This is a genomic window from Actinocorallia libanotica (genome assembly GCF_039525175.1).
In the GTDB taxonomy this organism is placed as follows: domain Bacteria; phylum Actinomycetota; class Actinomycetes; order Streptosporangiales; family Streptosporangiaceae; genus Actinocorallia; species Actinocorallia libanotica.
Genome location: NZ_BAAAHH010000028.1, coordinates 42,209 through 66,024, shown reverse-complemented (window position 1 = coordinate 66,024; position 23,816 = coordinate 42,209). Strand labels below are relative to the sequence as shown.

The following is a 23,816-nucleotide window of genomic DNA, read 5'->3' as shown; positions in this document are numbered from 1 at the left end:
CGGCCGCCCGTCAGCCGGCGGGCTCGGTGGCCGGCGGGGCCTCCGAGGGCTTGGGCTCCCTGGTGGGCTCGGGTTCGGGCTTGGGCTCGGGCTTGGGCGAGGGTGGCGGCGCGGCCAGCGTGAAGGTGACGGTCGTGCCCTTGGGCACGGCCGTGCCCGCGGCCGGTGACTGCCCCTTGACGGTGCAGCCCGCGCAGTCCTCGCCGTTCGCCTGGCCGACCAGGTTGCGGTGGCGGAGCACGGCGCGGGCGCGCTGGGCGCCCAGTCCCGTCAGGTCCGGCACCGTCACGGGTACGGGCCTGGCGACGTCGACGGTCACCCGCGAGCCCGGCGCGACCTGGGCGCCCGCCCCCGGGTCGGTGCCCAGCACGGTGCCCTCGGCCAGGTCGCTGGGCACCGGGTGGCGCACCGGTTCGAGCCCGGCCGTGCTCAGCTGCCGCGCCGCCTCCTCCCAGCCCAGCCCGCGCACCGACGGCACCTGCACGCGGGGCGCCCGCGCCACGTGGACGGTCACCCGGCTGCCCGGGTCGACCGGCCGTCCGGCGGCGGGGGTGGAGGCGGCGACCCGGCCCTCGGGCACGTCCGAGGTCTCGCGTGTCGTGCGGAGCATCCCGAGGTCGGCGCGGCGCAGCACGGCGGAGGCCTCCGCGGGGGTCAGCCCGGTGACGTCGGGCACCAGCACCTGGTCGGGTTCCAGGGAGACGGCCAGGGACACCGTGGATCCGGCGGTGACGGTCGAGCCCGCGTTCGGCGTGCTGGAGAGCACCAGCCCCGGCGGGTGCTCGCGGGTCTCCTGCGGCGTGCGGGAGACCTTCAGGTCCAGCTTCCGCAGCGCCGCCTCGGCCTCCTCGACCGGTTTGCCGGCGAGGTCGGGGAGCTTGACCTTGGCGGGGGGCGGCGCCTTGGCGATGGTGAGCAGCACCCGGCCGCCCTGGTCGAGCAGCCTCCCGGCCGGCGGGTCGGTGGCGAGCACCAGGCCCTGCTTGACCTCGTCGGTCTCCTTGACGGTCCAGGCCGCGACGAGCTTGAGCGTCTTCAGCGCGCTGACGGCCTCCTCGTAGGTGAGCCCCCGCATCGGCGGGATGCTCACCTGCTCGCCCGGGGCGACCTGGGCGACGGTGAGCACGATCGTGGAGCCCCGCGGAACCCGCGCGCCCGAGCGGGGGGTGGAGGCGATGACGGTGCCGGGCGGCCGCCGGGAGTCCGCGCCCTCGACCCGGGCCACCAGCCCCGCCTCCCGGACGCGCTGCAGCGCGGTGATCTGGCCCAGCCCGACGACGGCGGGCACCGTGGTGGTGCGGCCGGGGGCGGCGGCGGGCGCGGCGGCGGGCGGGGGCTTGACCTCGTCGGTGCTGGTGTAGGTCGGGGCGGGCTGGGACCGCCGGTCGGTGGACTCGGAGTCGTTCACCGCGACCAGCACCCCGCCCACCAGCGCCCCGCCCACGAGGACGACCCCGGCGGTCCTGCCGAGGACGGCGCGGGACGGCCGGTAGGACAGGACGGGCAGGGCGGACAGGGACGGCCGCCGCCGGACGGAGCGCAGCCGGGTCACCACGTGCGAGACCTGGCCGGGGCCGCCGATCTCGGGCACCGTGTGGTTCTGCTCCGGGGTGCTCAGCGCGGTGGCGACGGCGGAGGCCAGGAAGACCAGGGCGCGGTGCTCCCATTCCTTGCCGTAGGCGGCCTCGGCGACCACCTGGAGCTCCTCGACGAAGGCCACCGCGCTCTGCGGGCGCTCCACCGGGTCCTTGGCCAGCCCGCGCCGGATCAGCCAGCGCACCGGCCCCGGCGCGTCCTTGTCGGGGATGGCGGCCTTCAGATGCTGCACGGCCAGCGCCTCGATGGAGGGCGCGCGGAAGGGGCGGCGGCCGGTCACGCACTCGAAGAACACCGCGGTGGCCGAGTAGATGTCGCCCGCGGGGATGGCGGTCCCGTTCTCCCACAACTCCGGCGGCATGTAGGAGGGGGTCCCGGCGGCCCGCGGCCTGCTGCCCGAGCGCACCGCGATGCCGAAGTCCACCAGGGTGGAGACGCCCGCCTTGGAGACCAGGACGTTCTCGGGCTTGTAGTCGCGGTGGACGACGCCCGCGGCGTGCGCGTCGGCCAGCCCGAGCAGCGAGCCCTTGAGGACGGCCAGCGCCGCCTCGGGGACGGTGGCGCCGCTGCGGTCCAGCAGCTGGCGCAGCGACACCCCGTCGACCAAGTCCATGACGATGGCCGCCCCGTCGAGGGTCTCGACGTACTCGCGCAGCCGCACCACGTGGCGGGAGTCCAGGCCCGACAGCAGCCGCGCCTCGGCCCGGAACTCCGAGCGGAACCGCTCGTCGGTGACCAGCGGCTCCGACAGGTACTTCACCGCGACCTGCTCCCGGTCCTCCTTGCGCTCGGCGAGGATCACCCGCCCGAACGCGCCGGAGCCCAGTTCCCCGAGCTCGGTGTAACCCGGGATCTGCCAGCCCCGTGTGGTCGTCGACGACATGCCGCTGCCTCCTTCTAGCGACCTCTCAAAATAGGGCCGTGGGCGGGGCGCCGCGAAAGAGATCCGTGATTCCGCGCCGTGTTTTTCGCGGGCATTGGATCATCTGACTACGTATTCCTGCGAATCGTACGAGTCATGATAGTTCCGCTTTGTCTGTAGTGTCTGACATGCAGGTATGGCTGGGCGGCGAGGCGGTGACCGGGGGAGCGCGGCGTTTTCTCGTGACTCGTCGCGGAGATTATCGACGGTGATGTCGTGCAGGTCATTATTTGCTCACAGAAAGGCGGAAGAAATGCTCGTAGGGTGAACCGCAATTCTCCCGGAGGTCGACGCCCGACCCCGAACCGGGCGGTGGTGGCACAATCCCTGACGTGGAGAAGATCGAGCGCACCGAGATCACCGCCGGACTGTGGCACCTGAGGCCGCCCCGCGAGAGCGAGGCCGCCGACCTGCTGGAGCTGACGGCGGACCCGGAGGTGCGGCTGTACACCCCCAGGCTCAACCGGATGTCCACCGAGGAGGAGGCGCGCGGGCAGCTGCGCGAGTGGGCCGCCTGGGAGGGCAGGGCCGTCTTCTCGATCCTGGAGTCCACCACCGAGCGGTACGCCGGCCACGTCATGGTCTTCGACCTCGACGCGGAGAACTCCGCCGCCGAGATCGGCTACCGCGTCGCCCCCTGGGCGCGCGGCAGGGGCGCGGCCACCACCGCGGTCCGCTGCGTCACCGGCTGGGCGTTCGGCGTCCTGGGCCTGGAGCGGATCACGCTGGCGCACTCGGTGGGCAACGACGCCTCCTGCAGGGTCGCCGAGAAGAACGGCTACCTGCTGGAGGGCGTGCACCGCGCGGCGTTCCGCGGCGGCGACGGGCTGCTGCACGACACCCACCTGCACGCCCGGCTGGCCGCCGACCGGGGGGATCTATGATGCGGAGATGGATCAATCTCCGCTGGTACGGCTCGCGAGCGAGAAGTACGTGCTGGTGACGACCTACCGCAAGGACGGGCGGGCGGTGCCCACCCCCGTGTGGGTCGTCAGGGACGGCGACGCGCTGGGCGTCTGGACGGTGGCGGACTCGGGCAAGGTCAAACGCGTCCGCAACCGCCCCGACGTGCTGGTGGCGCCCTGCGACGTGCGGGGCAACCCCACGGGCGAGGCGCTGCCGGGCACGGCCGAGGTGTGCAGCCAGGAGGACACCGCCGTCTACCGCACGCTCATCCGCAGCAAATACGGCCTGATGGGTACGCTGACCTTGTTCGGCAGCCGCCTCCGACGCGGCGACGAGGGCACCGTGGGCATCAGGATCAGACTCTCCTGAGGGCCCTGCGGGCAGGACTTTTCCGGGGGGGGGAAGATGGACCTGCGCGGGGAGAGGGTGACGTTGCGCCCGGCCACCGGGGACGACGTGCCGCGGCTGGCGGCCATCCGGGACGAGCCGGAGATCAGGCGCTGGTGGGGCGGCGGCGCCGACCGCGCGTCCCTGGAGGCCGAGGTGCGCGCCGGCCTGGACGATCCGGACGTCGAGGTGTTCGCGATCCTCTACGAGGGCCGGGTCGCCGGGGCGATCCAGTGGTACCAGGAGAAGGACCCCGACTACCGCAGCGCGGGGCTCGACGTCTTCATCGACCCGGGCATCCGGGGGCGGGGCCTGGGCACCGACGCCGTGCGCACCATGGCACGGCACCTGATCGCCCACCACGGCCACCACCGCCTCATCATCGACCCGGCGGCCGACAACGCCGCGGCGATCGCCTCCTACGGCAAGGTCGGCTTCCGCCCGGTGGGCGTGATGCGCCGGTACGAGCGCGGACCCGACGGCACCTGGCACGACTGCCTGCTCATGGACCTGCTGGCGGACGAGCTCACCTGAAGGCCGCGCCGCGGGCGCCGAAGAAGATCCCCCGACGGGGAATGAACGGCGAGCCCGATGGGGTTCGAGCGGTTATGACCTTGCATCGCATCGGTACCTCGGATCTGCTCGTCTCCCCGCTCAACCTGGGCGGGAACGTCTTCGGCTGGACGGCCGACGAGCAGACGTCCTTCGCCGTCCTGGACGCCTACGCGGCGGCCGGCGGCAACTTCATCGACACCGCCGACTCCTACTCGGCGTGGGTGCCCGGGCACTCCGGCGGCGAGTCCGAGGAGATCATCGGACGCTGGACGGCCGCGCGCGGCAACCGGGACGACGTCGTGGTGGCCACCAAGGTCGGCCAGCACCCCGAGTTCAAGGGCCTGAGCCCCGAGACGATCCGGCGGGCGGCGGACGCGTCGCTGCGCCGCCTGGGCACCGACCGCATCGACCTGTACTACACGCACGCCGACGACGAGAGCGTGCCGGTGGAGGAGATCATCACCACCCTGGACGCGCTGGTGCGCTCGGGGAAGGTGCGCCACATCGCCGTCTCGAACATCTCGCCCGAGCGGCTGAAGGCGTCCCTGGAGTTCTCCGACCGGGAGGGCCTGTCCAAGTACGTGGCGATCCAGCCGCACTACAACCTGGTCTCCCGCGACACCTACGAGGGCCCCCGCGCGGACCTGGCGGCCGAGCACGGCCTGTCGTGCCTGCCCTACTTCGCCCTGGCGTCGGGCTTCCTCACGGGCAAGTACCGCCCGGGCGCCACCGCCGACAGCGGCCGCCCGGCCTCCGTCGCCGGGCACCTGGAGACCGAGCGGGGCGTGAAGGTGCTCGAGGCGCTCGACGAGGTGGCGGCCGGGCACGGCGTGGAACCGGCGACGGTGGCGCTGGCGTGGCTGGCCGCCCAGCCGACGGTGGCCGCCCCGCTGGCCAGCGCGCGCACCCCCGAGCAGCTGCCGCCGCTGCTGGCCTTCGCCGACCTGAAGCTGACCGCCCGCGACCTGGCCCTGCTCGACGAGGCGTCCTCGATCCAGGGGTAGCCCGCGGCGGCACGGCGGGGGACCGGGGACGTCGGACGTCCCCGGTCCCCCTTTTCGCGTGCCCGCCGGAGGCCCGGCGTCACTCCTCGGGAAGGAGCGCGATGCGGGCCAGGACGAGGGCGACGCGGGCGGCGGTGGTCTCGGGCGGGGCGCCCGGCTGGACGATGTGGCTGACGGTGAGGCGGACGACGGTCTCGACGGCCAGGTCGCGGGCCGCGGGCTCGATGAACGGCCAGGCGCGGGCGGCGTAGTCGCCCAGCATGGCGCCCGCGGTGTCCAGGAGCGGCTCGGACCGGGTCGTCAGATGGGCCAGGAGGTCGTCCTCGCCGCCGCGCGAGCTGGTGAGGATGCTCTTCAGCAGGGGGTTGTCCGCGGCGGCGGTGAGGGTGAAGAGCACCGCGTCGCGGACCGCCTCGCGGGGGTCGGCGCGGTGGCCGTCCAGGTGCTCGCGGATGCCGGTGAGGAAGCGCTCGACCTCGCGCATCACCAGCGCCTGGCCGATGGCGTCCTTGGAGCCGTACTCGGTGTAGACGGTCTGGCGGCTGACGCCCGCGGTGGCGGCGATGTGCGCCATGCGCAGCCTGTCCCAGCCGTCGGCGGTCACCCGCTCGTAGGCGGCGTCGAGCAGCCGGTCCTTGAGGAGGGAGCGGACGGACTCCCGGTATCCGGTCATCGCAGGTGATCCTAACGGCTCTTGACAGTTCTCCCCACTTCTGTCTCAATACTGGACAGTTTATAAAAAAACGTCCAGTGGAGGTCGTCATGGAGAACACCGCGGCACCGGAGAAGGCCGGGGCGCCGCCCTGGGCGGACGGGAAGAAGTACCTGTGGCTGCTCGGGCTGATCGTCCCAGCCTTCCCCTTCGCCGCCTGGGGGCTCGTCGCGCTCACCGGCCTGGGGGTCTTCTGGTGGTCGGGGCTGATCCTGCTGTTCGGGATCTTCCCGCTGCTGGACCAGCTGGTCGGCAAGGACGCCGCGAACCCGCCCGAGAGCGTGCTGGAGTGGCTGGAGGCGCAGCGCTACTACCGCTGGTGCACCTACCTGTTCCTGCCGCTGCAGTACGCCGGCCTCGTCATGGCCTGCGCGGTGTGGACGTACGGGGACCTGTCGGCCGTCGACAGGCTGGGGCTCGCGCTGACGGTCGGAGCCGTCGGCGGCATCGGCATCAACACCGCGCACGAGCTCGGCCACAAGAAGGAGGCGCTCGAACGGTGGCTGTCGAAGGTCGCACTCGCGCAGACCGCTTACGGGCACTTCTACATCGAGCACAACCGGGGCCACCACGTGCGCGTCGCCACCCCCGAGGACCCGGCCAGCTCCCGCCTCGGCGAGTCGTTCTGGCGCTTCCTGCCGCGCAGCGTGCTGGGAAGCCTGAAGTCGGGCTGGGCTCTGGAGAAGGCCCGGCTGGCCCGCACCGGGCGGGGCCCGTGGACGTGGCGCAACGACGTCCTCAACGCCTGGGCGATGACCGCCGTGCTGTTCGCCGTCCTCATCGCGGTCTTCGGGCCGGGCGTCGCGGTGCTGCTGGCCGTCCAGGCGGCCTTCGGGTTCTCGCTGCTGGAGGTGGTGAACTACCTGGAGCACTACGGCCTGCTGCGCCAGAAGACCGCGGGCGGACGGTACGAGCGGTGCACGCCCCAGCACAGCTGGAACAGCAACAACATCGCCTCGAACGTCCTGCTCTACCACCTGCAGCGGCACAGCGACCACCACGCCAACCCCACCCGCCGCTACCAGGCGCTCCGCCACTTCGACGAGGCGCCCGAGCTGCCCTCGGGCTACGCCACGATGATCGTCCTGGCCTACGTGCCGCCGCTGTGGCGCCGCGTCATGGACGGGCGGGTCCGGGCCCACTACGGCGGGGACCTCGCCAGGGCCAACATCCAGCCCGGGCGACACGATCGTTATGGAGTGGCCGCGTGAGCCGGTTCCGGTGCCCGGTCTGCGCATATGCCTATGACGAGGCCGAAGGCGAGCCGCGCGAGGGATTCCCCGCCGGGACCCCGTGGTCATCCGTGCCCGATGATTGGTGCTGTCCGGACTGCGGTGTTCGGGAGAAGATCGACTTCGAGGAGCTGTAATGCCATACAAGACCTGGGAATGCCTGGTATGCGGCCTCATTTACGACGAGGAGCAGGGCTGGCCGGACGAGGGCATCGCCCCGGGCACCCGCTGGGAGGACATCCCGGAGGACTGGCGCTGCCCCGACTGCGGCGCCGCCAAGGAGGACTTCGACATGGTCGAGGTCACCAAGTCCTGACCCCCGCCCCTCAGCCCCTTCCGGAGCCCCCCGGCCGCCGCCGGATGCGCGCGCCGCGCCGGAACGCCAGCGCGGAGGTCAGGACGCAGGCGGCCAGCAGCACCCCCAGGCGGATGCTCTGGCCCGCACCGGGCTCCTCGGCGACGACGAGTGTGGTCGAGGCTCCGGGAGGCGGCGGGGAGGACGCCGCGGCCGGCCGCCCCGAGGGGCCGGGAGAGCCGGTCGGGGCCGCCGGAAGCGACGCGTCGGGCGGCACCGGGGGAAGCCAGAGCGGGTCGGTGGGAACGGGATCGGCCGCCACGGGGGCCGCGGGCGGCGGGTCGGCGGTGGGCGGCGGCGAGGGCGCGCCCTCCGGCGGTGACGGCGCGAACGTGATCCCGGAGTGCGTCCCGGCGGGCCACCTTCCGTCGGCCCAGGTGAAGGCGCCGAGGTCGAGGGTGAGCGGGGAGCTCCCGGCGGGCACCTCGACGGTGAAGGGCACCGCCCTCCCCGCGGAGTCCACCGTGCCGAGCCCGCAGTAGCCCGGCGCGGCGGGCGCGCAGACCCCCGAGACCCGGAGCCGGGCGGGAGGACCGGCCGCCAGGAACAGCATGGTGTTGCGCGCGGCGGCGCCGGTGGCCGAGATCCGGACCTCGGCCTCGACCGGAGCGCCGCGCCGCGGTTCGGCGGTGAGGACGGCGACGCGCACCGCCAGCTCGGCGCCGCGGCCCCGGGCGGCGGCCTGCGCCGCGGAGTCGGTGCTCACGAGGACGGCGCCGAGGACGAGGGTCGCGGCACCTGTGCGCATGGGGTCGCCTTCCGGGAAAGTGCCGCGATCTTACTCGATCGCCCGCCGCTCGGCGGGTGGGGTTAATCGGATGAGTTGAAGATGCTCTTTGCGGCACTATGGCGTGATGCGCCCCCACATCGACGACCTGCTCGATCCCGTCCGGCTGGCGGAGGCGGTCGCCGGAGGATACGTCAAGGAGCAGACCCATCCGGAGCTGCCGCTGCGGATCCTCAACTACACCGAGAAGACCCAGTACGAGCGTGCCTGGACCGAGGTCACCCGGCTCTGCCGCGGCCTGGTGGTGGACGGGGACGGCCGCGTCGCCGCCCGCCCCTACCCCAAGTTCTTCAACTACGCCGAGTACCCCGAGGGCTCCTTCGACCTCGACGAGCCCGCGGTCGTCTCCGACAAGGCGGACGGGTCGCTCGGCCTGCTCTACCCGACGCCGGACGGGCACGCCGTCGCCACGCGCGGCTCGTTCGCCAGCGACCAGGCGCTGCACGCCACCGCGGTGTGGCGGGAGCGGTACGCCGACCGGATGAAGGTGCCCGAGGGCGTCACCTGCCTGTTCGAGATCATCTACCCCGCCAACCGCATCGTCTGCGACTACGGCGGCCTGGACGACCTGGTGCTGCTGGGCGGCGTGGACATCGCCACCGGCCGCGTGGTCGAGGTGGACGGCTGGCCCGGCCCGGCCGCGGAGACGTTCGCCCACCGCACCCTGCGCGAGGCGCTGGCGGCGCCGCCCCGGCCCGGCGCCGAGGGGCTGATCGTGCGGCTGCCCGGCCGCGGCGACCTCATGGTCAAGCTCAAGCAGGAGGACTACCTCGCGCTGCACCGCATGATCACCGGCCTGAACGCCCGGGTCGTGTGGGAGCGCCTGGGCGCGGGCGAGGACACCGCTGCCGTCTGCGAGGGCCTGCCCGATGAGTTCCACGGCTGGGTGAACGCGCTCGCGCGCGACCTGGACGGGCGGCGGCGCGAGCTGCTGGCGCGGATCGAGGCCGAGCACGCGGCGATCGTCGCGGCGCTGCCCGACGGGTGGAGCCGCAAGGACTACGCGGCGGTGGCCTCGCGCTCCCCGCTGCGCGGCTGGCTGTTCCAGGTCCTGGACGGCCGCGACCCGTCCGCGCGGATCTGGCAGACGCTCAGGCCCGCCGGCGACGACCGGCCCTTCACCCCCTCAGAGGACGTCTCCTGACATGACCACCCTGCACATCACCCGCGGCCTGCCCGCCTCGGGGAAGACGACCTGGGCCCGCGCGTGGGCGGCCGAGGACCGGGAGCACCGCGCCCGGGTCAACCGCGACGAGCTGCGCCGGATGCTCGACGACGGCGTCCATCTCAAGGGCGTGACCGAGCAGCGGGTCCTGGCCGTCCGGGACGAGGCGCTCACCCGCCTCCTGCGGAGCGGTTACGACGTCGTCTGCGACGACACGAACCTGCCGCAGTGGAACGTCCGCGCCCTGGCGAAGCTGGCGCGGGGCGCGGGCGCGGAGTTCGAGGTGCACGACTTCACGCACGTCCCGCTGGAGACGTGCCTGGAGCGGGACGCCGCCCGCGCGGAACCCGTCGGCGAGGAGCGCATCCGCGACCTGCACATGAGGTTCCTGGCGGGCCGGAAGCTGCCGCTGCCGGTTCCCGATGAGCGGCCTTCGCTCGATCTGGTGCCCTACGAGCCCCGGCAGGGCACGCCGAAGGCCGTCCTGGTCGACATCGACGGCACCACCGCCATCATCTCCGGGCGCGGTCCCTACGACCACACGCGGGTGCACCAGGACCTGCCGAACGCCCCCGTCATCACCGTCGTCCGCGCCATGCACGCGGCAGGCCACCGGGTGGTGTTCCTGTCCGGGCGCTCGGACAAATGCCGTGCCGAGACGGAGACGTGGCTGAAGAAGCACGTGGCCGTCCCGTTCGAGGGGCTGCACATGCGCGCGCACGGCGACAACCGGCGCGACTCCATCGTCAAGCTGGAGCTCTTCGACGCCCACGTGCGCGACGCCTACGACGTGACCTGCGTCCTGGACGACCGCGACCAGGTCGTGGAGGCCTGGCGGGCGCTGGGCCTCACCGTCCTCCAGGTCGCCGAAGGCGACTTCTGACAGGTCGCCGAAGGCGACTTCCGAGCCCGCGGGCCCGGGTCACGGGGAGACGGTGAGGAAGAGGAAGGCGGCGAAGATCGCCAGGTGGAGGCCCGCCTGCAGGAGGGTGGCGTGCCCCGGGATCACGGTGAGGGCCGAGACGCCCATGGTGAGGACGAGCAGGACCAGCTGGGTGGGGCCCAGGCCCAGGATGAGCGGGACGTCCACCCAGACCGAGGCGATCGCGATGGCCGGGATGGTCAGCCCGATGCTGGCGGTGGCCGAGCCGAGCGCCAGGTTCAGGCTGGTCTGCAGCAGCTGGCGGCGGGCGGCGCGCACCGCCGCCAGCGTCTCGGGCAGCAGGACGAGCAGGGCGATGACGACGCCGACGACGCCGTGGGGCAGCCCCGCCTTGCGCACCGCGGTCTCGATGACCGGCGACTCGGTCTTGGCCAGGCCGACCACCGCGACCAGCGCGACCAGCAGCAGCACGAGGCTGGTCAGCGTCTGGCGGGCCGTGGGCGGGTCGGCGTGGTCGGCCTCGCTCAGGGTCCCGCCCCCCAGGGCGACCGGCAGGAAGTAGTCGCGGTGCCGGACGGTCTGGGTCAGCACGAACAGGACGTACAGCACGAGGGAGGCCACCGCCGCGAACGCCAGCTGGGACGGGGCGAAGCGCGGCCCCGGCTGGGTGGTGGTGAAGGACGGCAGCACCAGGGTCAGGGTGACCAGGGAGGCGACGGTGGCGAGCATGCCCCCGGTGCCCTCGGCGTTGAAGAAGGCGGTGCGGCCGCGGATCGTGCCGAACAGCAGGGACAGCCCCACCATGCCGGCGGTGCAGATCATGACGGCGGCGAAGGCGGTGTCCCGCGCCAGGGTCGCCGCCTTCTCCCCGCCGCTGACCATCACGCTGATGATCAGCGAGACCTCGATGACGGTGACCGCGACCGCCAGGGTCAGTGCGCCGAACGGCTCGCCGATCCGATGGGCGACGGTCTCGGCGTGGTGGACGGCGGCGAGCACCGCCCCGGCCAGCAGCGCGGCCAGGACGAAGACGAGGACCCCCTCGGGGGTGCGGCCCCAGACGAAGGCCAGCGAGCAGGCCGCGAGCACCGGCGTGACCGTGGTCCAGCGCAAGCGGCCCCCTCGTTCGTCTCGCGTGTCGTCGCGGGTGTACGACCGAGGGGTGATCCAGGCCCTACCCATCGCGATCTCTGGATGAAACACCCCATTGCGCAAGTGGAGCGCGGCATGGCAGGTTCGACGGCATGCGATCCGCATTCGAGGAGAACACGGCTGCGTTCGAGCAGACCGTGCGGGCCGTCATCGGCCTGGCCGAGGAGTTCACCGAGGCCGAGTGGGACCTGCCGACGGACTGCCCCGGCTGGACGGTCAAGGACATGGTGTCGCATCTGGTCGGCGCCGAGGAGCTCTTCCTGGGCGACCCGCTGCCCGCCCACGACCTGCCCGACCTGCCGCACGTGCAGAACGAGCTGGGGCGGATGGTGGAGCTGGGGGTGGACGTGCGGCGCCCGCTGCAGGGCGCCCGGGTGCTGGACCAGCTGAAGGTGGTCCTGGAGCGGCGGCTGGCGATGCTGGCGGAGGTCGACCCGGCGGCGGAGGCGCCCCAGCCGGACGGGCGGCCGGGCGATTACACCCGGCTGATGATGTTCCGCGCCTTCGACTGCTGGATCCACGAGCAGGACATCCGCCGCGCGACGGGGCGCCCCGGCGGGCTGGACGCGCCCGCCGGAGCCGCGACGTGGACGGTGATGCGCCCCGGCCTGCCCTTCGTCGTCGCCAGGAGGGCGGGGGCGAGGCCGGGGCAGTCGGTGGTCTTCGAGATCACCGGCGCCCGCGAGCACACCGCGGGGGTCGTGGTGGACGAGGCCGGGCGGGGCGTGTCGGCCGACCCGCCCGCGGAGCCCACGGTGCGCATAGGGCTCGACTGGGAGGCCTACGTGCTGCTGGCGGCGGGCCGGCGCGGGCCGGACGAGGTCAAGGTCGTCGTCGAGGGCGACCGGGAGCTGGCCGGGCGCATCCTGGCGAACATGGCCGTGACCCCGTGACCCCGGCCCCGTGACGGGGCGGGGCGGTCAGAGGTAGCGGCGGCGCAGCTCGCGCTTGAGCACCTTGTGGCTGGGGCCCAGGGGCAACTCGGCGGCGAACTCGACGCGGCGCGGGTACTTGTGCCGGCCGAGCCGCTCCCGCGCGAAGGCGACGACCTCCTCGGCGTCGGGCAGGGCGCCGGGCGCCGGGACGACGACCGCGCAGACCTCCTCGCCGGTCACCGGGTCGGGCAGGCCGATGACGGCGACCTCGGCGATCTGCGGGTGGGCCAGCAGCGCCTCCTCCACCTCGGTGGGATAGACGTTGAACCCGCTGCGGATGATCATGTCCTTGAGCCGGTCGACGATGGTGACGAACCCCTCGGAGTCCTTGGTGCCCAGGTCGCCGGTGCGGAACCAGCCGTCCACCAGGGCCGCGGCCGTCGCGTCGGGGTTGCCCAGGTAGCCGCTGAAGACGTTGTGGCCGCGGACGACGATCTCGCCGAGCGACCCGGGCGGCAGCAGCTCGATCTCATCGGGCCGGTCGGGCGCGGCGATCTCCACCTCCACGCCCCAGATGGCGTGCCCGACGGTGCCCGCGCGCGTGCCGAAGAGCGGCTGGTTGACCGCGGCGGTGGGCGAGGTCTCCGACAGCCCGTACCCCTCGTACACCGGGGTGCCGAAGGCGGCCTCGAACGACTCCAGGATCGTCCTGGGCAGCGCCGCGCCGCCGGAGATGCACAGCTCCAGCTCCGGCAGCCGCGCGGCGTCCTCGGCCGCCTCCACCAGCCCGAAGTACATCGTCGGCACCCCGTGGAAGATCGTCACGTCCTCGGCGGCCATCAGCTCGATCGCCTGGGCGGGGTCGAAGCGCGGCAGCAGCACCAGCGTCCCCAGCGCGCGCCAGGTGGAGTTGAGGCTGACCGTCTGCCCGAAGATGTGGAACAGCGGGAGCGCGCCCAGGGCGACCTGGCCGGGCCGCACGGGGTGGGAGTCGAAGGCGTTGATCGTGGCGTTCATGACCAGGTTGAGGTGGCTGAGCACCGCGCCCTTGGGCCGCCCGGTCGTGCCGCTGGTGTAGAAGACCACGGCGGGGTCCTCCGGCGCGCGCCCGACGAAGGTCCGCAGCGGCTCGACGGTCTCGGCGAGGTCGGGCAGGCTGCCGTCGCTGCCGGGCAGCGGGCCGCGGCCCAGCGAGCACACCCGCACCCCCGCGGCCTCCGCGGCCTGCGCGGCGACCTCGGCGAACAGCGGGTGGCACAGCAGCACCGCCGCCTCGCCGTCGCGCAGCACGTGCTCCATCTCGGGCGCGGTGAGCAGCAGGTGCACGGGCACCACGACGCCCCCGGCGGCGAGGACGGCGTAGTAGGCCAGGGGGAACTCCGCGGTGTTGGGGCACAGCAGCGCCACCCGGTCGCCGGGCCGCACGCCCAGCCGCACCAGGGCGGCGGCCTGGGCGCGGGCGCGCGCCCACACCTCGGCGTAGGTCAGCCGCAGGTCGCCCTGGACCAGCGCGGTCTGCCGAGGGCGGCGGCGGGCGGATTCGGCCAGGACGCTGGCCAGGGAAAGCGTCGCGCTCATCTCGGCGCGCTCCTTCCGTCGAGGTGGGGGAGGGGGCCCCGCAGAAAACTAGCGGTGCAAGTCACAGGTGCCGCCGATGGTAGAACAAAGAAACTAGCGCTGCAAGGTTGCGTGGTGCTGCCAGAATGAGCGCTTCCGACGCTGCGAAGAGGGAGAGATCTTGGCCCGGCCCCGACAGCCGCTGCTCAGCCGCGAACGCATCACCGGGGCGGCGCTGGCCCTGCTGGACGCCGAGGGCCTGGAGGCCGTCTCCACCCGGCGGCTCGCCGCGGAGCTCGGCGTCAGCGGCCCCTCCCTGTACAACCACGTGGCCACCAAGGACGAACTGCTCGACGCCGTCACCGACACCGTGCTCGCCGAGGTGGACCTGTCGATGTTCCAGGGCCTGCGCCCCGGCGGCGATCCCGGCTGGCGCGAGGCCCTGTACGCCTGGGCGCACTCCTACCGCGCCGCCCTGGCCGCCCACCCCAACATCGTGCCCGTCCTGGCCCGCGGCCCCGGCCGCCACCGCCGCGTCATGCTGCGCGTGGCCGACGCCGTCTTCGGCGGCCTGGTGGACGCCGGCTGGCCGCGCCGCGAGGCCACCGGCGTCGGCGCCCTCATGCGCTTCTTCGTCATCGGCTCCGCCCTGGGCTCCTTCGCCGGCGGCTTCCCCGACGACGCCGCCGTCTACGCCGGCGAGTACCCCCACCTCGGCCAGGCGCACCTCCTGGCCGACCGCCAGCAGGAGATCGACGCGACGGCCTTCGAGACCGGGCTCCTGGCCCTCCTCGACGGCCTGGAGATCCGCTTCGCCGGCCTGTGAGGCGTCGGCCTCAGCCGTCGGTGCGCCGGCGCCGGGTCCGGCGGGGGTAGGCCTTGGCGGTCTCGGCGAGGCGGGTGGAGTGCTCGGCCTGGCGGCGCCAGTGGCCGTAGGCCTCGCCCCGCTGGGCGAGGCGGTCGAGGCGGCGCATGGTCTCGACCGGGATGAAGGCGGGATCGGCGTCGCGCCACGGGGTGCCGGGCAGCGGCATGAACGTGTGGGTGTGGATGCGGGCGCCGAGCTCGACGAGGTCGTCGGCCAGGCGCAGCGAGGCGTCCTGGTCGGCCTCGTCCTCGCCGGGCATGCCGAACATGAAGTCGACGTTCGGGCGGAAGCCGTGCTCGACGGCGATGCGCACGGCGTCGCGCACCGGGCCCGCGCCGTGGCCGCGGCCCGAGGCGGCCAGGATCCTGTCCGATCCGGACTGGGCGCCGATGATGATGTTGTCGTTGGCCACGTACCTCCTGAGCATCGCCATCGCCTCGGGCGTGACGTGCTCGGGCCGCACCTCGGACGGGAAGCTGCCGAAGAAGATCCGCCCGTCGCCGGGCAGCTCCGCCTGGACGCTCGCCAGCAGCTCCTCGACGGCGTCCAGGTCCGCGTCGGGGCCCGGCGCGCCGTAGGAGAGCGAGGTCGGGGTGATGAACCGGACGTCCCGCAGCCCGAACTCCTCACGCATGCCCCGGACGTGCTCCACGACGCTCGCCACCGACCGGTGCCGGAACTGGCCGCCGAACATGAAGGGCGTCTGGCAGAAGCGGCACGTGTAGCGGCAGCCGCGCGTCAGCTCGATCGGCCCGACGTGCCGGCGCGCGCCGGAGGGGAAGGAGCGGTGGGCGTCCAGGGGGAGCTGCGGCGCGGGACGGGTGCGCAGCGCCACCCCGTCGTGGTCGCGCACGGCCAGTCCGGGCACCGTCGTCAGCTCGGCGTCCTCGCGCAGCGCGGTCACCAGCGCGACGATCGTCGACTCGCCCTCGCCGATGCCGGCCAGGTCCCAGCCGGAGTCCAGGACGTGCTGGGGCTCGGCGGTGGCGTGCACGCCGCCGGCGATGTGCAGCACGTGCGGCCCGTCCGCCAGCGCGCGCACCGCCGCCAGCTCGGCGGCCATGGCCTCGGCGTCGGGCGAGTAGAACGACCACAGCACCAGCACCCGGTCGCCGCCGCTCGCGGTGATCTGGGCCGCGGTCTCCTCGGGGCTCGTGCCGTGGCGCAGCTCGCACTCGACGCCCGACGCCTGCAGCGCCGCGAGCAGTGCGTGCACCCCGTAGGTGACCGCCTTGCGGTAGCGCACCACCACGCTGACTTCGTGACTCACGCACGGCAGCGTACCGGCGGAGACCGGCTAAGGTCGCCGCGTGGACGAGTACCGCATCGAGGAACTGGCACGGGAGGCCGGGGTGCCGGTTCGCACCCTCCGGTACTACCAGGAGCGGCGGCTGCTGCCGCCGCCGCGCAGGCAGGGCAGGGTGGGCTGGTACTCCCGGGCGCACCTGGAGCGGCTGCGGCTGATCGCCCGGCTGCTGGAACGCGGGTACCGGCTGGACGGCATCGAGGAGCTGCTGGCCGCCGCCGACGAGGGGCGCGAGGTGACCGAGCTGCTCGGCCTGGCCGCCGCGGCCGGGGAGCCGTGGGCCGAGGGGCGGCCCGCCGCGCTGACGGCCGAGGAGCTGGACGGCCTTTTCGGGCGGCAGTTCACCCCGGAGCTGCTGGCCGAGGCGGTGGAGCTGGGCTACGTCCGGGTCGAGGACGGCAGGTACGTGCTCTCCAGCACCCGGCTGCTGGAGGCCACGGTGGAGCTGGTGCGGGCGGGCGTCCCGCTGCGGTCGGTGCTGGCGGTGAGCTGGGAGCTGGAGGCCGCCTTCGACCGCATGGCCTTCGCGGTCTTCCAGCTGGCGCGCACCCACCTGGTGGACTCCGGCGACCTCCCGGCGACGGTGAGCCGGTTGAAGCCGGTGGTGCGCGCGGTCGCCGACGAGCACTTCGGGCGCGCGATGGACCGGCGGATCCGGGCGGAACTGGAGCGCAGGTCTGGTCCCGGATGAGACATATCGTCTACGCTCTCGACTGTCCCAGTTGGAACTGGAAACATCAGGAGCGGTGATGACGGTAGCGGTGGTGACCGGAGCGGCCCGGGGGCTGGGCGAGCTCATGGCCAAGAAGCTGGCGCGGCGCGGGATCAAGGTGGCGCTGCTGGGCCTGGAGCCCGAGGAGCTGGCGCGGGTGGCGAAGGAATGCGGCTCCGGCGCCGCCTTCTGGACGGTGGACGTCACCGACGACGCCGCGCTGGCCGTGGTGGCGGCCGAGGTGAAGGAGCACTTCGGGCGGATTGACATCGTGGTGGCCAACGCCGGCGTCGCCACCGGCGGACCGGTGGAGTTCTCCGACCCTGCCACCTTCAACCGGGTGATCCAGGTCAACCTCCTGGGCAGCGCCAGCACCGCCCGCGCCTTCCTGCCCGCCCTGCGCGAGTCCAAGGGCTACTTCTTCCAGATCGCCTCGCTGGCCGCGCTGATCTCGGTGCCGATGATGGCCGCCTACTGCGCCAGCAAGTCCGGCGTGGAGGCGTTCGCGCACTCGCTGCGCGCCGAGGTCGCCGTCCACGGCGTGGGCGTGGGCGTGGGCTACCTGAGCTGGACCGACACCGACATGGTGCGCGGCGCCGACCAGGACGTCGTGCTGCGCGACATGCGCGCGAAGATGCCCTACCCCGGCGGCAAGACCTACGCGCTGGAGCCGACCGTCGACCGCCTCGTCGCCGGCCTGCTGCGCCGCCGCCCGCAGGTATATGGCCAGTGGTGGCTACCCGCCTTGCGGGTCGCGCGCCCCCTCGTCCCGACCGTCGTCACGATGAAGTCCGTCAAGCTGCTGGAAGGGTTCGAGGAGAGGTGGAAGGCGGCGGGCGCGGACACCCGTCTCGTGGGCGCGGGTGGTGCGGCCAACACCGAAGAATGATCGCGCCTACTGGACGGGGAATGTAGGTAAGGCTTACCTTCGTAAGGCTTACCTAAGTTCTTCGGCAGGTCCATGAAGGGGCGCCCCATGTCCAGTACCGCAGCAGAGCACGTCCACGATCTGGTGGGGATCGGGTTCGGTCCCTCCAACCTCGCCCTGGCCATAGCGCTGCGCGAGCAGGGCGCGGGGCTCGACGCGGTCTTCCTCGAAAGGCAGAGCGAGTTCGGCTGGCACCGCGGGATGCTCATCGAGGGCACGACGATGCAGGTCTCCTTCCTCAAGGACCTGGCGACGATGCGCAACCCGTCCTCGGAGTACTCGTTCCTCAACTATCTGAAGGAGCGCGGGAGGCTGGTCGACTTCATCAACCACAAGACGATGTTCCCCTCCCGGCTGGAGTTCCACGACTACCTGGAATGGGCGGCGGACCGCTTCACCGACCAGGTGGAGTACGGCTCGGAGGTGGTCGCGGTCCGCCCCGTGACCGAGGACGGCGTGGTCGTGGCGTGCGATGTGGTGGTCCGCCAGGGGGAGGCGGTCACCACCCGCCGCGCCCGCAACCTCGTCATCGCCACCGGCCTGGAGCCCGCCCTGCCGGAGGGCGTCGAGCCCGGCGCGCGGGTCTGGCACAGCCACGAGCTGCTGCGGCGGCTGCCCGAGCTGGACTCCCCGCGCCGGCTGCTGGTGCTGGGCGCGGGGCAGAGCGGCGCCGAGGTCGTCGACCACCTGCACCAGCGCTTCACCGGCGCCGAGGTGTGCGCGGTGTTCGCCAAGTACGGCTACACCCCGGCCGACGACAGCTCCTTCGCCAACCGCATCTTCGACCCCGCCGCCGTGGACGAGTTCCACCACGCGCCCGAGGACGTGAAGCGGATGCTGCTGGAGTACCACGGCTCCACCAACTACTCGGTGGTCGACCTCGAGCTCATCGACGAGCTGTACCGGCGCGTCTACCAGGAGAAGGTCCAGGGGGTCGAGCGGCTGCGCATCCTCAACGTCTCCCGCCTGACCGGCCTGACCGCCCACGAGGCGGGCGTGCGCGCCCAGGTCGAGCACCTGCCCACCGGGGAGCGCACCGTCCTGGAGGCCGACGCCCTGGTGTGCGCCACCGGCTACCGCAGCCGCGACCCGCTGGCGATGCTCGGCGAGCTGGCCGGGCACTGCGTGCGGCTGCCGGACGGCGGGCCCGACGTCGACCGCGACTACCGCATCGCCACCGGGCCCGAGGTCCGCTGCGGCATCTACCTGCAGGGCGCGACGGAGTGGACGCACGGGCTCAGCTCGACCCTGCTGTCCAACACCGCGGTGCGCGCGGGCGAGATCGTGCAGTCCCTCACCCGGAGCGCGGCCCTGGTGACCGCCTGAAGACCCGGGGGCGGGCGGCCGGCGCGGGTCATCCGTCCCCGTTGTCCGAGCCGTCGATGAGGCGCTGGACGCCGGGCGCGTACAGCGCCGCGATCCGCGCCACGTCGGCGGCGGCCGCCGCGCCGTGGCGGTGGATGACGAGCACGGTGCTCAGACCCAGGACCTGGGCGACGGCGAGCTCGGCGCGCAGCCGGGCGTCCGCGCCCTCCAGCAGCGCGGCCAGCCGTGCGGTGACCTGCTCGCGGAAGCGCTCGGCCAGCAGGGCGCGCTCGTCGCCGGCCCCGATCCCGAAGATGACGCGCAGCAGCGGCGGCGGCGCCCCGGCCCGCCGGGCGAGGAGCACGGTCTCCACCAGGTGGCGGCCGAGCCGCTCCCCCGGCGCCGACAGCAGCAGCTCGACGTCGGGGCCGAAGTCGGCGACCGCGTCGAAGAGCTGCTCCTTGCCGCCGAAGTGCTTGACGATCAGTGCCGCGCTCACCCCCGCCTCCGCCGCGATGCCGCGCAGGGTGACCGCCGCGTAGGGCCGCAGCGCGAAGGCGCGGCGCGCCGCCAGGAGGATGGCGGCCCGGCCGGAGTCGGTCATGCCGGCGCGGCGGCCGGTTCGGGCGCGCGGCGCGGCACGGCCAGCGCGGTGGCCAGGGCCGCCAGCGACACGGCCGCGGCGATGAGGAAGACCAGCAGGTAGGCCTCGAGCGTCGGCCGCCCGCCCGCGGTGTGGTGGGCCAGGACGGCGGCGGCCACCGCGCTGGAGGCGGCCTGCCCGATCGAGCGCATCAGCACGTTCTGCCCGTTGGCGGCGGCGGTCTCGCCGATCGGCACCGCCCGCATGATCAGCACGGGGAGGGCGGCGTAGGCCAGGCCCGCGCCCATGGCGACGACGGTGGCTCCCAAGATGATGGTCCAGAGTTCGTGGCTGGTGAAGAAGCGGACCACATAGCCTACCGCCAGCAGCCCCGACGCGAGGGCGATCGTCCTCGACGGCCCCCACCGCACCGAGATCCGCGCCGAGACCGGGGACAGCAGCGCCAGGCACAGGCCGCCGGGCAGCAGGCACAGGCCGGTCGCCATGATCGACAGCTCGAGCCCGTAGCCGGTGCTGGCCGGCTCCCGGACGAGCTGCGCGGTGGAGAGCGTGTTGACGTAGAAGGCGAAGCCGACGAACAGCGCGGCCAGGTGCGCCGAGAGCGCGGCGGGGCGGACGGCCGAGCGCAGGTCCACCAGGGGCTCGGGCGTCCGCAGCTCGTGGCGGACCCAGGCGACCGCGGCGACCAGGCCGCAGGCGGCCAGCGCGAGGGTGGCCGGCGCGGTGTACCCCCACGTCCCGCCCTTGCTGATGACCAGCAGCAGGCACAGGAGGAAGAAGGTGAGTCCGGCCGACCCCGTCACGTCGAACCTGCCGGGCGAGCGCACCGGCGACTCGGGAACGATCCAGCGCACGAGGGCGAGCGCCAGCAGGCCGACCGCCGCGCTCACCCAGAACATCACCTGCCAGCCGGCGTACTCCATGACGAACGCGGCGGCCGGCAGGCCCATCGCGGCGCCGATGCCGATGGTCGAGCTGATCAGCCCCGCCGCGGCCGGCACCCGTTCGGGGGGCAGCTCGTCGCGCAGGATGCTGATGCCCAGCGGCATGACCGCCAGGCCCATGCCCTGCAGGGCGCGCCCGGCGATCATCGCCGGGAGCCAGGTGGAGACCGCGCACAGCAGCGAACCGGCGGCCACCGCGGCCAGCGACCACATCAGGAAGCGGCGCTTGCCGTACATGTCCCCGGCCCGGCCCAGCAGGGGCGTGCAGATCGCGCCGGTCAGCAGCGTCACCGTCACCGTCCAGCCGGCGTCCTCCAGCGAGGACCCGGTCAGCCCGGGGAGCATCGGCAGCAAGGGAAGGATGATCGTCTGCATCAGTGCCACGACGATGCCGCAGGAGGCGAGGACGGCGGTGACGAGGGAGGGTGCACGTCTGTTCACCCTGCCCAGGGTAAACGTTTGTTCACCACCGGGGCGCGGCGGGGGACGGGGACGTGCCGCAGGCGCGGGCTGGCATCATCGACGGATGTCGCGATGGTGGCGGGGTTACCGGAAAGAGTGGATACGCGGCGACGTGCTGGGCGGGCTCACGGTGACCGCCTACTTGGTGCCGCAGGTCATGGCCTACGCCGCGGTCGCCGGGCTGCCCCCGGTCGCCGGGCTGTGGGCCATGCTGCCCGCCCTCGTCGCCTACGCGCTGCTCGGCTCCTCCGAACGGCTGTCGGTCGGGCCCGAGGCGACGACCGCGCTGATGACCGCCGTGGTCGTCGGGCCGCTCTCCGGCGGCGACCCCGCCCGGCACGCCGGGCTCGCCGCCGCCCTGGCGGCGCTGGTCGGCCTGTTCGCGCTCCTGGCCCGGCTGCTGCGCCTGGGCGCCGTCGCCGACCTGCTCTCGCACCCCATCCTCGTCGGCTACCTCGCCGGGGTGGCGGTGCTGATGATCGTCGGCCAGCTGGAGCGCACCACCGGGGTGCCGGTCGAGGGGACGGGAGTGATCGCCGAGGCCGCCTCCTTCCTGCGGGGGATCGGCCAGTGGCGGCCCGGCACGCTGCTCCTGGCCGTCGCCTGCCTGCTGTTCCTGCTCGTCCTGGGCCGGTGGCGGCCGGCCTGGCCGGGCCCGCTGCTGGTGGTGCTGCTGGCCACCGCCGCCGTCGCGGCCTTCGGCCTCGACCGCTACGGCCTGGAGGTCGTGGGGGACATCCCCGAGGGGCTGCCGCTGCCCGCCCTGCCGGAGTTCGCCGACCTGGAGGTGCTGGTCCCGGCGGCGCTGGGCATCCTCGTCGTCGGCTTCACCGACATGACGCTCACCGCCCGCGCGTTCGAGCGCCCCGGCGGCCCCCGCGCCGACGGCAACGCCGAACTGCTCGCGCTGGGCGCGGCCAACCTCGGCACCGGCCTCTTCCAGGGCTTCCCGGTCAGCAGCAGCGGCAGCCGCACCGCGCTGGCCGCCGCGGCGGGCGCGCGCACCCAGCTGTTCTCGCTGGTGACGCTCGGCTGCGTCCTGGCCGTCCTGCTCGTCCTCAACCCGCTGCTGGCGCTCTTCCCCGCCGCGGCGCTGGGCGCGCTGGTGGTCTACGCGGCGCTGCGCCTGGTGGACCTGGAGGGGTTCCGCAGGCTCCTGTCCTTCCGCCGCACCGAGTTCCTGCTGGCGCTCTCGGCGACGTTCGGCGTCCTGCTGCTGGACGTCCTGTACGGCATCCTCATCGCGGTCGGGCTGTCGGTGCTGAACATGATGGCGCGCGTCGCCCGCCCGCACGACGCCGTCCAGGGGCACGTGCCGGGGCTGGAGGGGATGCACGACATCGAGGACTACCCCGACGCCCGGGTCGTCCCCGGGCTGGTCGTCTACAGGTACGACTCCCCGCTGTTCTTCGCCAACGCCGAGGACTTCCGCCGCCGCGCCCTGGCCGCGGCCGACGCGCACGCCGAGGGGCTGCGCTGGTTCGTGCTCAACGCCGAGGCGATCGTCGAGGCGGACAGCACCGCGCTGGCCGTGCTGGAGGAGGTGCGCGCGGAGCTGACCCGCCGCGGCGTCACGTTCGCGCTCGCGCGCGTCAAGCAGGACCTGCGGAACGACCTGCGCCGGTTCGGGCTGCTGGAGGTCCTGGACGAGGACCTCATCTTCCCCACCCTGCCCACGGCCCTCCAGGCCTTCGCGGAGCGGACGTCCTGAGCGCTCAGCGGAGCTCGGCGGCGAGGTCGGGCACCAGGTGGGAGGCGTGCCGGGGCGGGCGCGCGTAGCCGGTGGACGGCGGCCGCTCGGGCAGCCGGAGCCGCGGGGAGTCCACCTCGCGGTAGGGGATCGTCGACAGCAGGTGGCCGATCATGTTGACGCGGGCGCGCCGCTTGTCGTCGGCGTCGACCTCGTACCAGGGGGCCTCGGGGAGGTCGGTGTGCGCCATCATCCGGTCCTTGGCCCGCGAGTAGTCCTCCCAGCGGGTGAGGGACTCCAGGTCCATGGGCGAGAGCTTCCAGCGCCGCATGGGATCGGCGAGCCGGGCCCGGAACCGGCGCTCCTGCTCGGCGTCGCCCACCGAGAACCAGTACTTGCGCAGGAGCACGCCGTCCTCGACCAGGAGCCGCTCGAAGACCGGGCACTGGTGAAGGAAGCGCTCGTACTCCTCCGGGGTGCAGAAGCCCATCACGTGCTCGACCCCCGCCCGGTTGTACCAGCTGCGGTCGAACAGGACGATCTCCCCGGCGGCCGGCAGCTCGGCGACGTAGCGCTGGAAGTACCACTGGGTGCGCTCGCGCTCGGTGGGCTTGGGCAGCGCCGCGATCCGCGCCGTCCGGGGGTTGAGGTACTCGGTGACGCGCTTGATGGCCCCGCCCTTGCCCGCGGCGTCCCGGCCCTCGAACACCACGACCAGCCGCTGCCCCTCGGCCTTCACCCATTCCTGCAGCTTCACCAGCTCGGCCTGGAGGTCCAGGATCGCCCGCTCGTACACCTCGCGTGTCAGTTTCTTCGCCATCCGATCATTATGGGTGACTCCGGAGCCTCGCGAGAATTTACCGTTTAGTGTGTTTCGATAATCTTTATCCTGCTTTTACTGGAATCTTT

General features: G+C 73.3%; 24 protein-coding genes. 15 read left to right on the top strand and 9 right to left on the bottom strand.

Annotation, left to right across the window (positions count from 1 at the left end):
* Positions 1-10: 10 nt before the first annotated feature.
* On the bottom strand, positions 11-2,479 hold the full coding sequence (locus tag ABD140_RS28500) for a PASTA domain-containing protein (RefSeq protein WP_344244107.1): 2,469 nt from the start codon (positions 2,477-2,479) through the stop codon (positions 11-13).
* A gap of 371 nt (positions 2,480-2,850) precedes the next feature.
* Between ABD140_RS28500 and ABD140_RS28495 the strand changes: the two genes are divergently transcribed.
* From ABD140_RS28495 to ABD140_RS28480, 4 genes are all read left to right on the top strand, one after another.
* Positions 2,851-3,402: a GNAT family N-acetyltransferase gene (locus ABD140_RS28495; protein ID WP_344244106.1), complete on the top strand. Its 552-nt coding sequence runs from the start codon at positions 2,851-2,853 to the stop codon at positions 3,400-3,402.
* A 7-nt stretch (positions 3,403-3,409) separates the two neighbouring features.
* The gene (locus ABD140_RS28490) at positions 3,410-3,793 is read left to right on the top strand and encodes a PPOX class F420-dependent oxidoreductase (RefSeq protein WP_344244105.1); all 384 of its coding nucleotides are present in this window, start codon (positions 3,410-3,412) and stop codon (positions 3,791-3,793) included.
* 36 nt (positions 3,794-3,829) lie between these two features.
* Entirely contained in the window at positions 3,830-4,345 is a 516-nt protein-coding gene (locus tag ABD140_RS28485) for a GNAT family N-acetyltransferase (protein ID WP_425544161.1), read from the top strand.
* Between the two features lie 74 nt (positions 4,346-4,419).
* Positions 4,420-5,370, top strand: coding sequence for an aldo/keto reductase (locus tag ABD140_RS28480; protein WP_344244103.1), 951 nt, complete (start codon positions 4,420-4,422; stop codon positions 5,368-5,370).
* Positions 5,371-5,449: 79 nt separating this feature from the next.
* On the opposite strand, the gene ABD140_RS28475 is transcribed toward ABD140_RS28480, so the two are convergent.
* Positions 5,450-6,043: a TetR/AcrR family transcriptional regulator gene (locus ABD140_RS28475; RefSeq protein WP_344244102.1), complete on the bottom strand. Its 594-nt coding sequence runs from the start codon at positions 6,041-6,043 to the stop codon at positions 5,450-5,452.
* 89 nt (positions 6,044-6,132) lie between these two features.
* Here ABD140_RS28475 and ABD140_RS28470 point away from each other — a divergent pair, with 89 nt between their 5' ends.
* Genes ABD140_RS28470 through ABD140_RS28460 form a run of 3 tightly spaced genes read left to right on the top strand, consistent with a single transcriptional unit; the run spans position 6,133 to position 7,630 of the window.
* Complete coding sequence (locus tag ABD140_RS28470; protein ID WP_344244101.1) at positions 6,133-7,293, top strand: alkane 1-monooxygenase; 1,161 nt, start codon at positions 6,133-6,135, stop codon at positions 7,291-7,293.
* On the top strand, positions 7,188-7,451 hold the full coding sequence (locus ABD140_RS40220; RefSeq protein WP_425544160.1) for a rubredoxin: 264 nt from the start codon (positions 7,188-7,190) through the stop codon (positions 7,449-7,451). Before ABD140_RS28470 ends, ABD140_RS40220 begins: the two co-directional genes overlap by 106 nt.
* A complete protein-coding gene (locus ABD140_RS28460; RefSeq protein WP_344244099.1) occupies positions 7,451-7,630 on the top strand; it encodes a rubredoxin in 180 nt (59 codons plus the stop codon). Before ABD140_RS40220 ends, ABD140_RS28460 begins: the two co-directional genes overlap by 1 nt.
* Positions 7,631-7,640: 10 nt before the next feature.
* Here the strand turns inward: ABD140_RS28460 and ABD140_RS28455 are convergent, their stop codons facing one another.
* Complete coding sequence (locus ABD140_RS28455) at positions 7,641-8,417, bottom strand: hypothetical protein (protein ID WP_344244098.1); 777 nt, start codon at positions 8,415-8,417, stop codon at positions 7,641-7,643.
* A 106-nt stretch (positions 8,418-8,523) separates the two neighbouring features.
* On the opposite strand from ABD140_RS28455, the gene ABD140_RS28450 reads away from it, so the two are divergent.
* Positions 8,524-9,600 carry an RNA ligase gene (locus tag ABD140_RS28450; RefSeq protein WP_344244097.1) on the top strand — a complete coding sequence of 359 codons (1,077 nt, stop codon included), beginning with the start codon at positions 8,524-8,526 and terminating at the stop codon, positions 9,598-9,600.
* 1 nt (position 9,601) lies between these two features.
* Positions 9,602-10,504, top strand: coding sequence for a phosphatase domain-containing protein (locus ABD140_RS28445; protein WP_344244096.1), 903 nt, complete (start codon positions 9,602-9,604; stop codon positions 10,502-10,504).
* A gap of 39 nt (positions 10,505-10,543) precedes the next feature.
* Here ABD140_RS28445 and ABD140_RS28440 read toward each other — a convergent pair whose 3' ends face one another.
* Positions 10,544-11,617 (bottom strand): calcium:cation antiporter, encoded by a 1,074-nt coding sequence (locus tag ABD140_RS28440; protein ID WP_344244095.1) that lies wholly within the window; start codon positions 11,615-11,617, stop codon positions 10,544-10,546.
* 131 nt (positions 11,618-11,748) lie between these two features.
* Between ABD140_RS28440 and ABD140_RS28435 the strand changes: the two genes are divergently transcribed.
* Complete coding sequence (locus tag ABD140_RS28435; RefSeq protein WP_344244094.1) at positions 11,749-12,549, top strand: maleylpyruvate isomerase family mycothiol-dependent enzyme; 801 nt, start codon at positions 11,749-11,751, stop codon at positions 12,547-12,549.
* Positions 12,550-12,576: 27 nt separating this feature from the next.
* Here ABD140_RS28435 and ABD140_RS28430 read toward each other — a convergent pair whose 3' ends face one another.
* Positions 12,577-14,109 carry a long-chain-fatty-acid--CoA ligase gene (locus ABD140_RS28430; RefSeq protein WP_344244093.1) on the bottom strand — a complete coding sequence of 511 codons (1,533 nt, stop codon included), beginning with the start codon at positions 14,107-14,109 and terminating at the stop codon, positions 12,577-12,579.
* Between the two features lie 160 nt (positions 14,110-14,269).
* Between ABD140_RS28430 and ABD140_RS28425 the strand changes: the two genes are divergently transcribed.
* A complete protein-coding gene (locus ABD140_RS28425) occupies positions 14,270-14,914 on the top strand; it encodes a TetR/AcrR family transcriptional regulator (RefSeq protein WP_344244092.1) in 645 nt (214 codons plus the stop codon).
* A gap of 10 nt (positions 14,915-14,924) precedes the next feature.
* Here ABD140_RS28425 and ABD140_RS28420 read toward each other — a convergent pair whose 3' ends face one another.
* Positions 14,925-16,226, bottom strand: a complete 1,302-nt coding sequence (locus tag ABD140_RS28420; RefSeq protein WP_344244091.1) for a TIGR04013 family B12-binding domain/radical SAM domain-containing protein — start codon at positions 16,224-16,226, stop codon at positions 14,925-14,927.
* A 40-nt stretch (positions 16,227-16,266) separates the two neighbouring features.
* Here ABD140_RS28420 and ABD140_RS28415 point away from each other — a divergent pair, with 40 nt between their 5' ends.
* From ABD140_RS28415 to ABD140_RS28405, 3 genes are all read left to right on the top strand, one after another.
* Positions 16,267-16,953, top strand: coding sequence for a MerR family transcriptional regulator (locus tag ABD140_RS28415; protein WP_344244090.1), 687 nt, complete (start codon positions 16,267-16,269; stop codon positions 16,951-16,953).
* A gap of 58 nt (positions 16,954-17,011) precedes the next feature.
* Complete coding sequence (locus ABD140_RS28410) at positions 17,012-17,863, top strand: SDR family oxidoreductase (RefSeq protein ID WP_344244089.1); 852 nt, start codon at positions 17,012-17,014, stop codon at positions 17,861-17,863.
* Positions 17,864-17,950: 87 nt separating this feature from the next.
* A complete protein-coding gene (locus tag ABD140_RS28405) occupies positions 17,951-19,228 on the top strand; it encodes a lysine N(6)-hydroxylase/L-ornithine N(5)-oxygenase family protein (RefSeq protein WP_344244088.1) in 1,278 nt (425 codons plus the stop codon).
* Between the two features lie 28 nt (positions 19,229-19,256).
* On the opposite strand, the gene ABD140_RS28400 is transcribed toward ABD140_RS28405, so the two are convergent.
* Positions 19,257-19,811: a TetR/AcrR family transcriptional regulator gene (locus ABD140_RS28400; protein ID WP_344244087.1), complete on the bottom strand. Its 555-nt coding sequence runs from the start codon at positions 19,809-19,811 to the stop codon at positions 19,257-19,259.
* The gene (locus ABD140_RS28395) at positions 19,808-21,196 is read right to left on the bottom strand and encodes an MFS transporter (protein ID WP_344244086.1); all 1,389 of its coding nucleotides are present in this window, start codon (positions 21,194-21,196) and stop codon (positions 19,808-19,810) included. The genes ABD140_RS28400 and ABD140_RS28395 overlap by 4 nt, the downstream gene beginning before the upstream one ends.
* A gap of 85 nt (positions 21,197-21,281) precedes the next feature.
* Here ABD140_RS28395 and ABD140_RS28390 point away from each other — a divergent pair, with 85 nt between their 5' ends.
* On the top strand, positions 21,282-22,928 hold the full coding sequence (locus ABD140_RS28390) for a SulP family inorganic anion transporter (RefSeq protein WP_344244085.1): 1,647 nt from the start codon (positions 21,282-21,284) through the stop codon (positions 22,926-22,928).
* A gap of 4 nt (positions 22,929-22,932) precedes the next feature.
* Here ABD140_RS28390 and ppk2 read toward each other — a convergent pair whose 3' ends face one another.
* The gene (gene ppk2, locus ABD140_RS28385) at positions 22,933-23,727 is read right to left on the bottom strand and encodes a polyphosphate kinase 2 (protein WP_344244084.1); all 795 of its coding nucleotides are present in this window, start codon (positions 23,725-23,727) and stop codon (positions 22,933-22,935) included.
* Between the last annotated feature and the right edge of the window lie 89 nt (positions 23,728-23,816).

Excerpts from the sequence above, each read along its gene's own strand:
- ABD140_RS28500 (WP_344244107.1), bottom strand. The coding sequence starts at position 2,479 with ATGTCGTCGACGACCACACGGGGCTGGCAGATCCCGGGTTACACCGAG.
- ABD140_RS28490 (WP_344244105.1), top strand. The coding sequence starts at position 3,410 with ATGGATCAATCTCCGCTGGTACGGCTCGCGAGCGAGAAGTACGTGCTG.
- ABD140_RS28485 (WP_425544161.1), top strand. The coding sequence starts at position 3,830 with ATGGACCTGCGCGGGGAGAGGGTGACGTTGCGCCCGGCCACCGGGGAC.
- ABD140_RS28480 (WP_344244103.1), top strand. The coding sequence starts at position 4,420 with ATGACCTTGCATCGCATCGGTACCTCGGATCTGCTCGTCTCCCCGCTC.
- ABD140_RS28475 (WP_344244102.1), bottom strand. The coding sequence starts at position 6,043 with ATGACCGGATACCGGGAGTCCGTCCGCTCCCTCCTCAAGGACCGGCTG.
- ABD140_RS28470 (WP_344244101.1), top strand. The coding sequence starts at position 6,133 with ATGGAGAACACCGCGGCACCGGAGAAGGCCGGGGCGCCGCCCTGGGCG.
- ABD140_RS28460 (WP_344244099.1), top strand. The coding sequence starts at position 7,451 with ATGCCATACAAGACCTGGGAATGCCTGGTATGCGGCCTCATTTACGAC.
- ABD140_RS28455 (WP_344244098.1), bottom strand. The coding sequence starts at position 8,417 with ATGCGCACAGGTGCCGCGACCCTCGTCCTCGGCGCCGTCCTCGTGAGC.
- ABD140_RS28450 (WP_344244097.1), top strand. The coding sequence starts at position 8,524 with ATGCGCCCCCACATCGACGACCTGCTCGATCCCGTCCGGCTGGCGGAG.
- ABD140_RS28445 (WP_344244096.1), top strand. The coding sequence starts at position 9,602 with ATGACCACCCTGCACATCACCCGCGGCCTGCCCGCCTCGGGGAAGACG.
- ABD140_RS28435 (WP_344244094.1), top strand. The coding sequence starts at position 11,749 with ATGCGATCCGCATTCGAGGAGAACACGGCTGCGTTCGAGCAGACCGTG.
- ABD140_RS28430 (WP_344244093.1), bottom strand. The coding sequence starts at position 14,109 with ATGAGCGCGACGCTTTCCCTGGCCAGCGTCCTGGCCGAATCCGCCCGC.
- ABD140_RS28410 (WP_344244089.1), top strand. The coding sequence starts at position 17,012 with ATGACGGTAGCGGTGGTGACCGGAGCGGCCCGGGGGCTGGGCGAGCTC.
- ABD140_RS28405 (WP_344244088.1), top strand. The coding sequence starts at position 17,951 with ATGTCCAGTACCGCAGCAGAGCACGTCCACGATCTGGTGGGGATCGGG.
- ABD140_RS28400 (WP_344244087.1), bottom strand. The coding sequence starts at position 19,811 with ATGACCGACTCCGGCCGGGCCGCCATCCTCCTGGCGGCGCGCCGCGCC.
- ABD140_RS28390 (WP_344244085.1), top strand. The coding sequence starts at position 21,282 with ATGTCGCGATGGTGGCGGGGTTACCGGAAAGAGTGGATACGCGGCGAC.
- ppk2 (WP_344244084.1), bottom strand. The coding sequence starts at position 23,727 with ATGGCGAAGAAACTGACACGCGAGGTGTACGAGCGGGCGATCCTGGAC.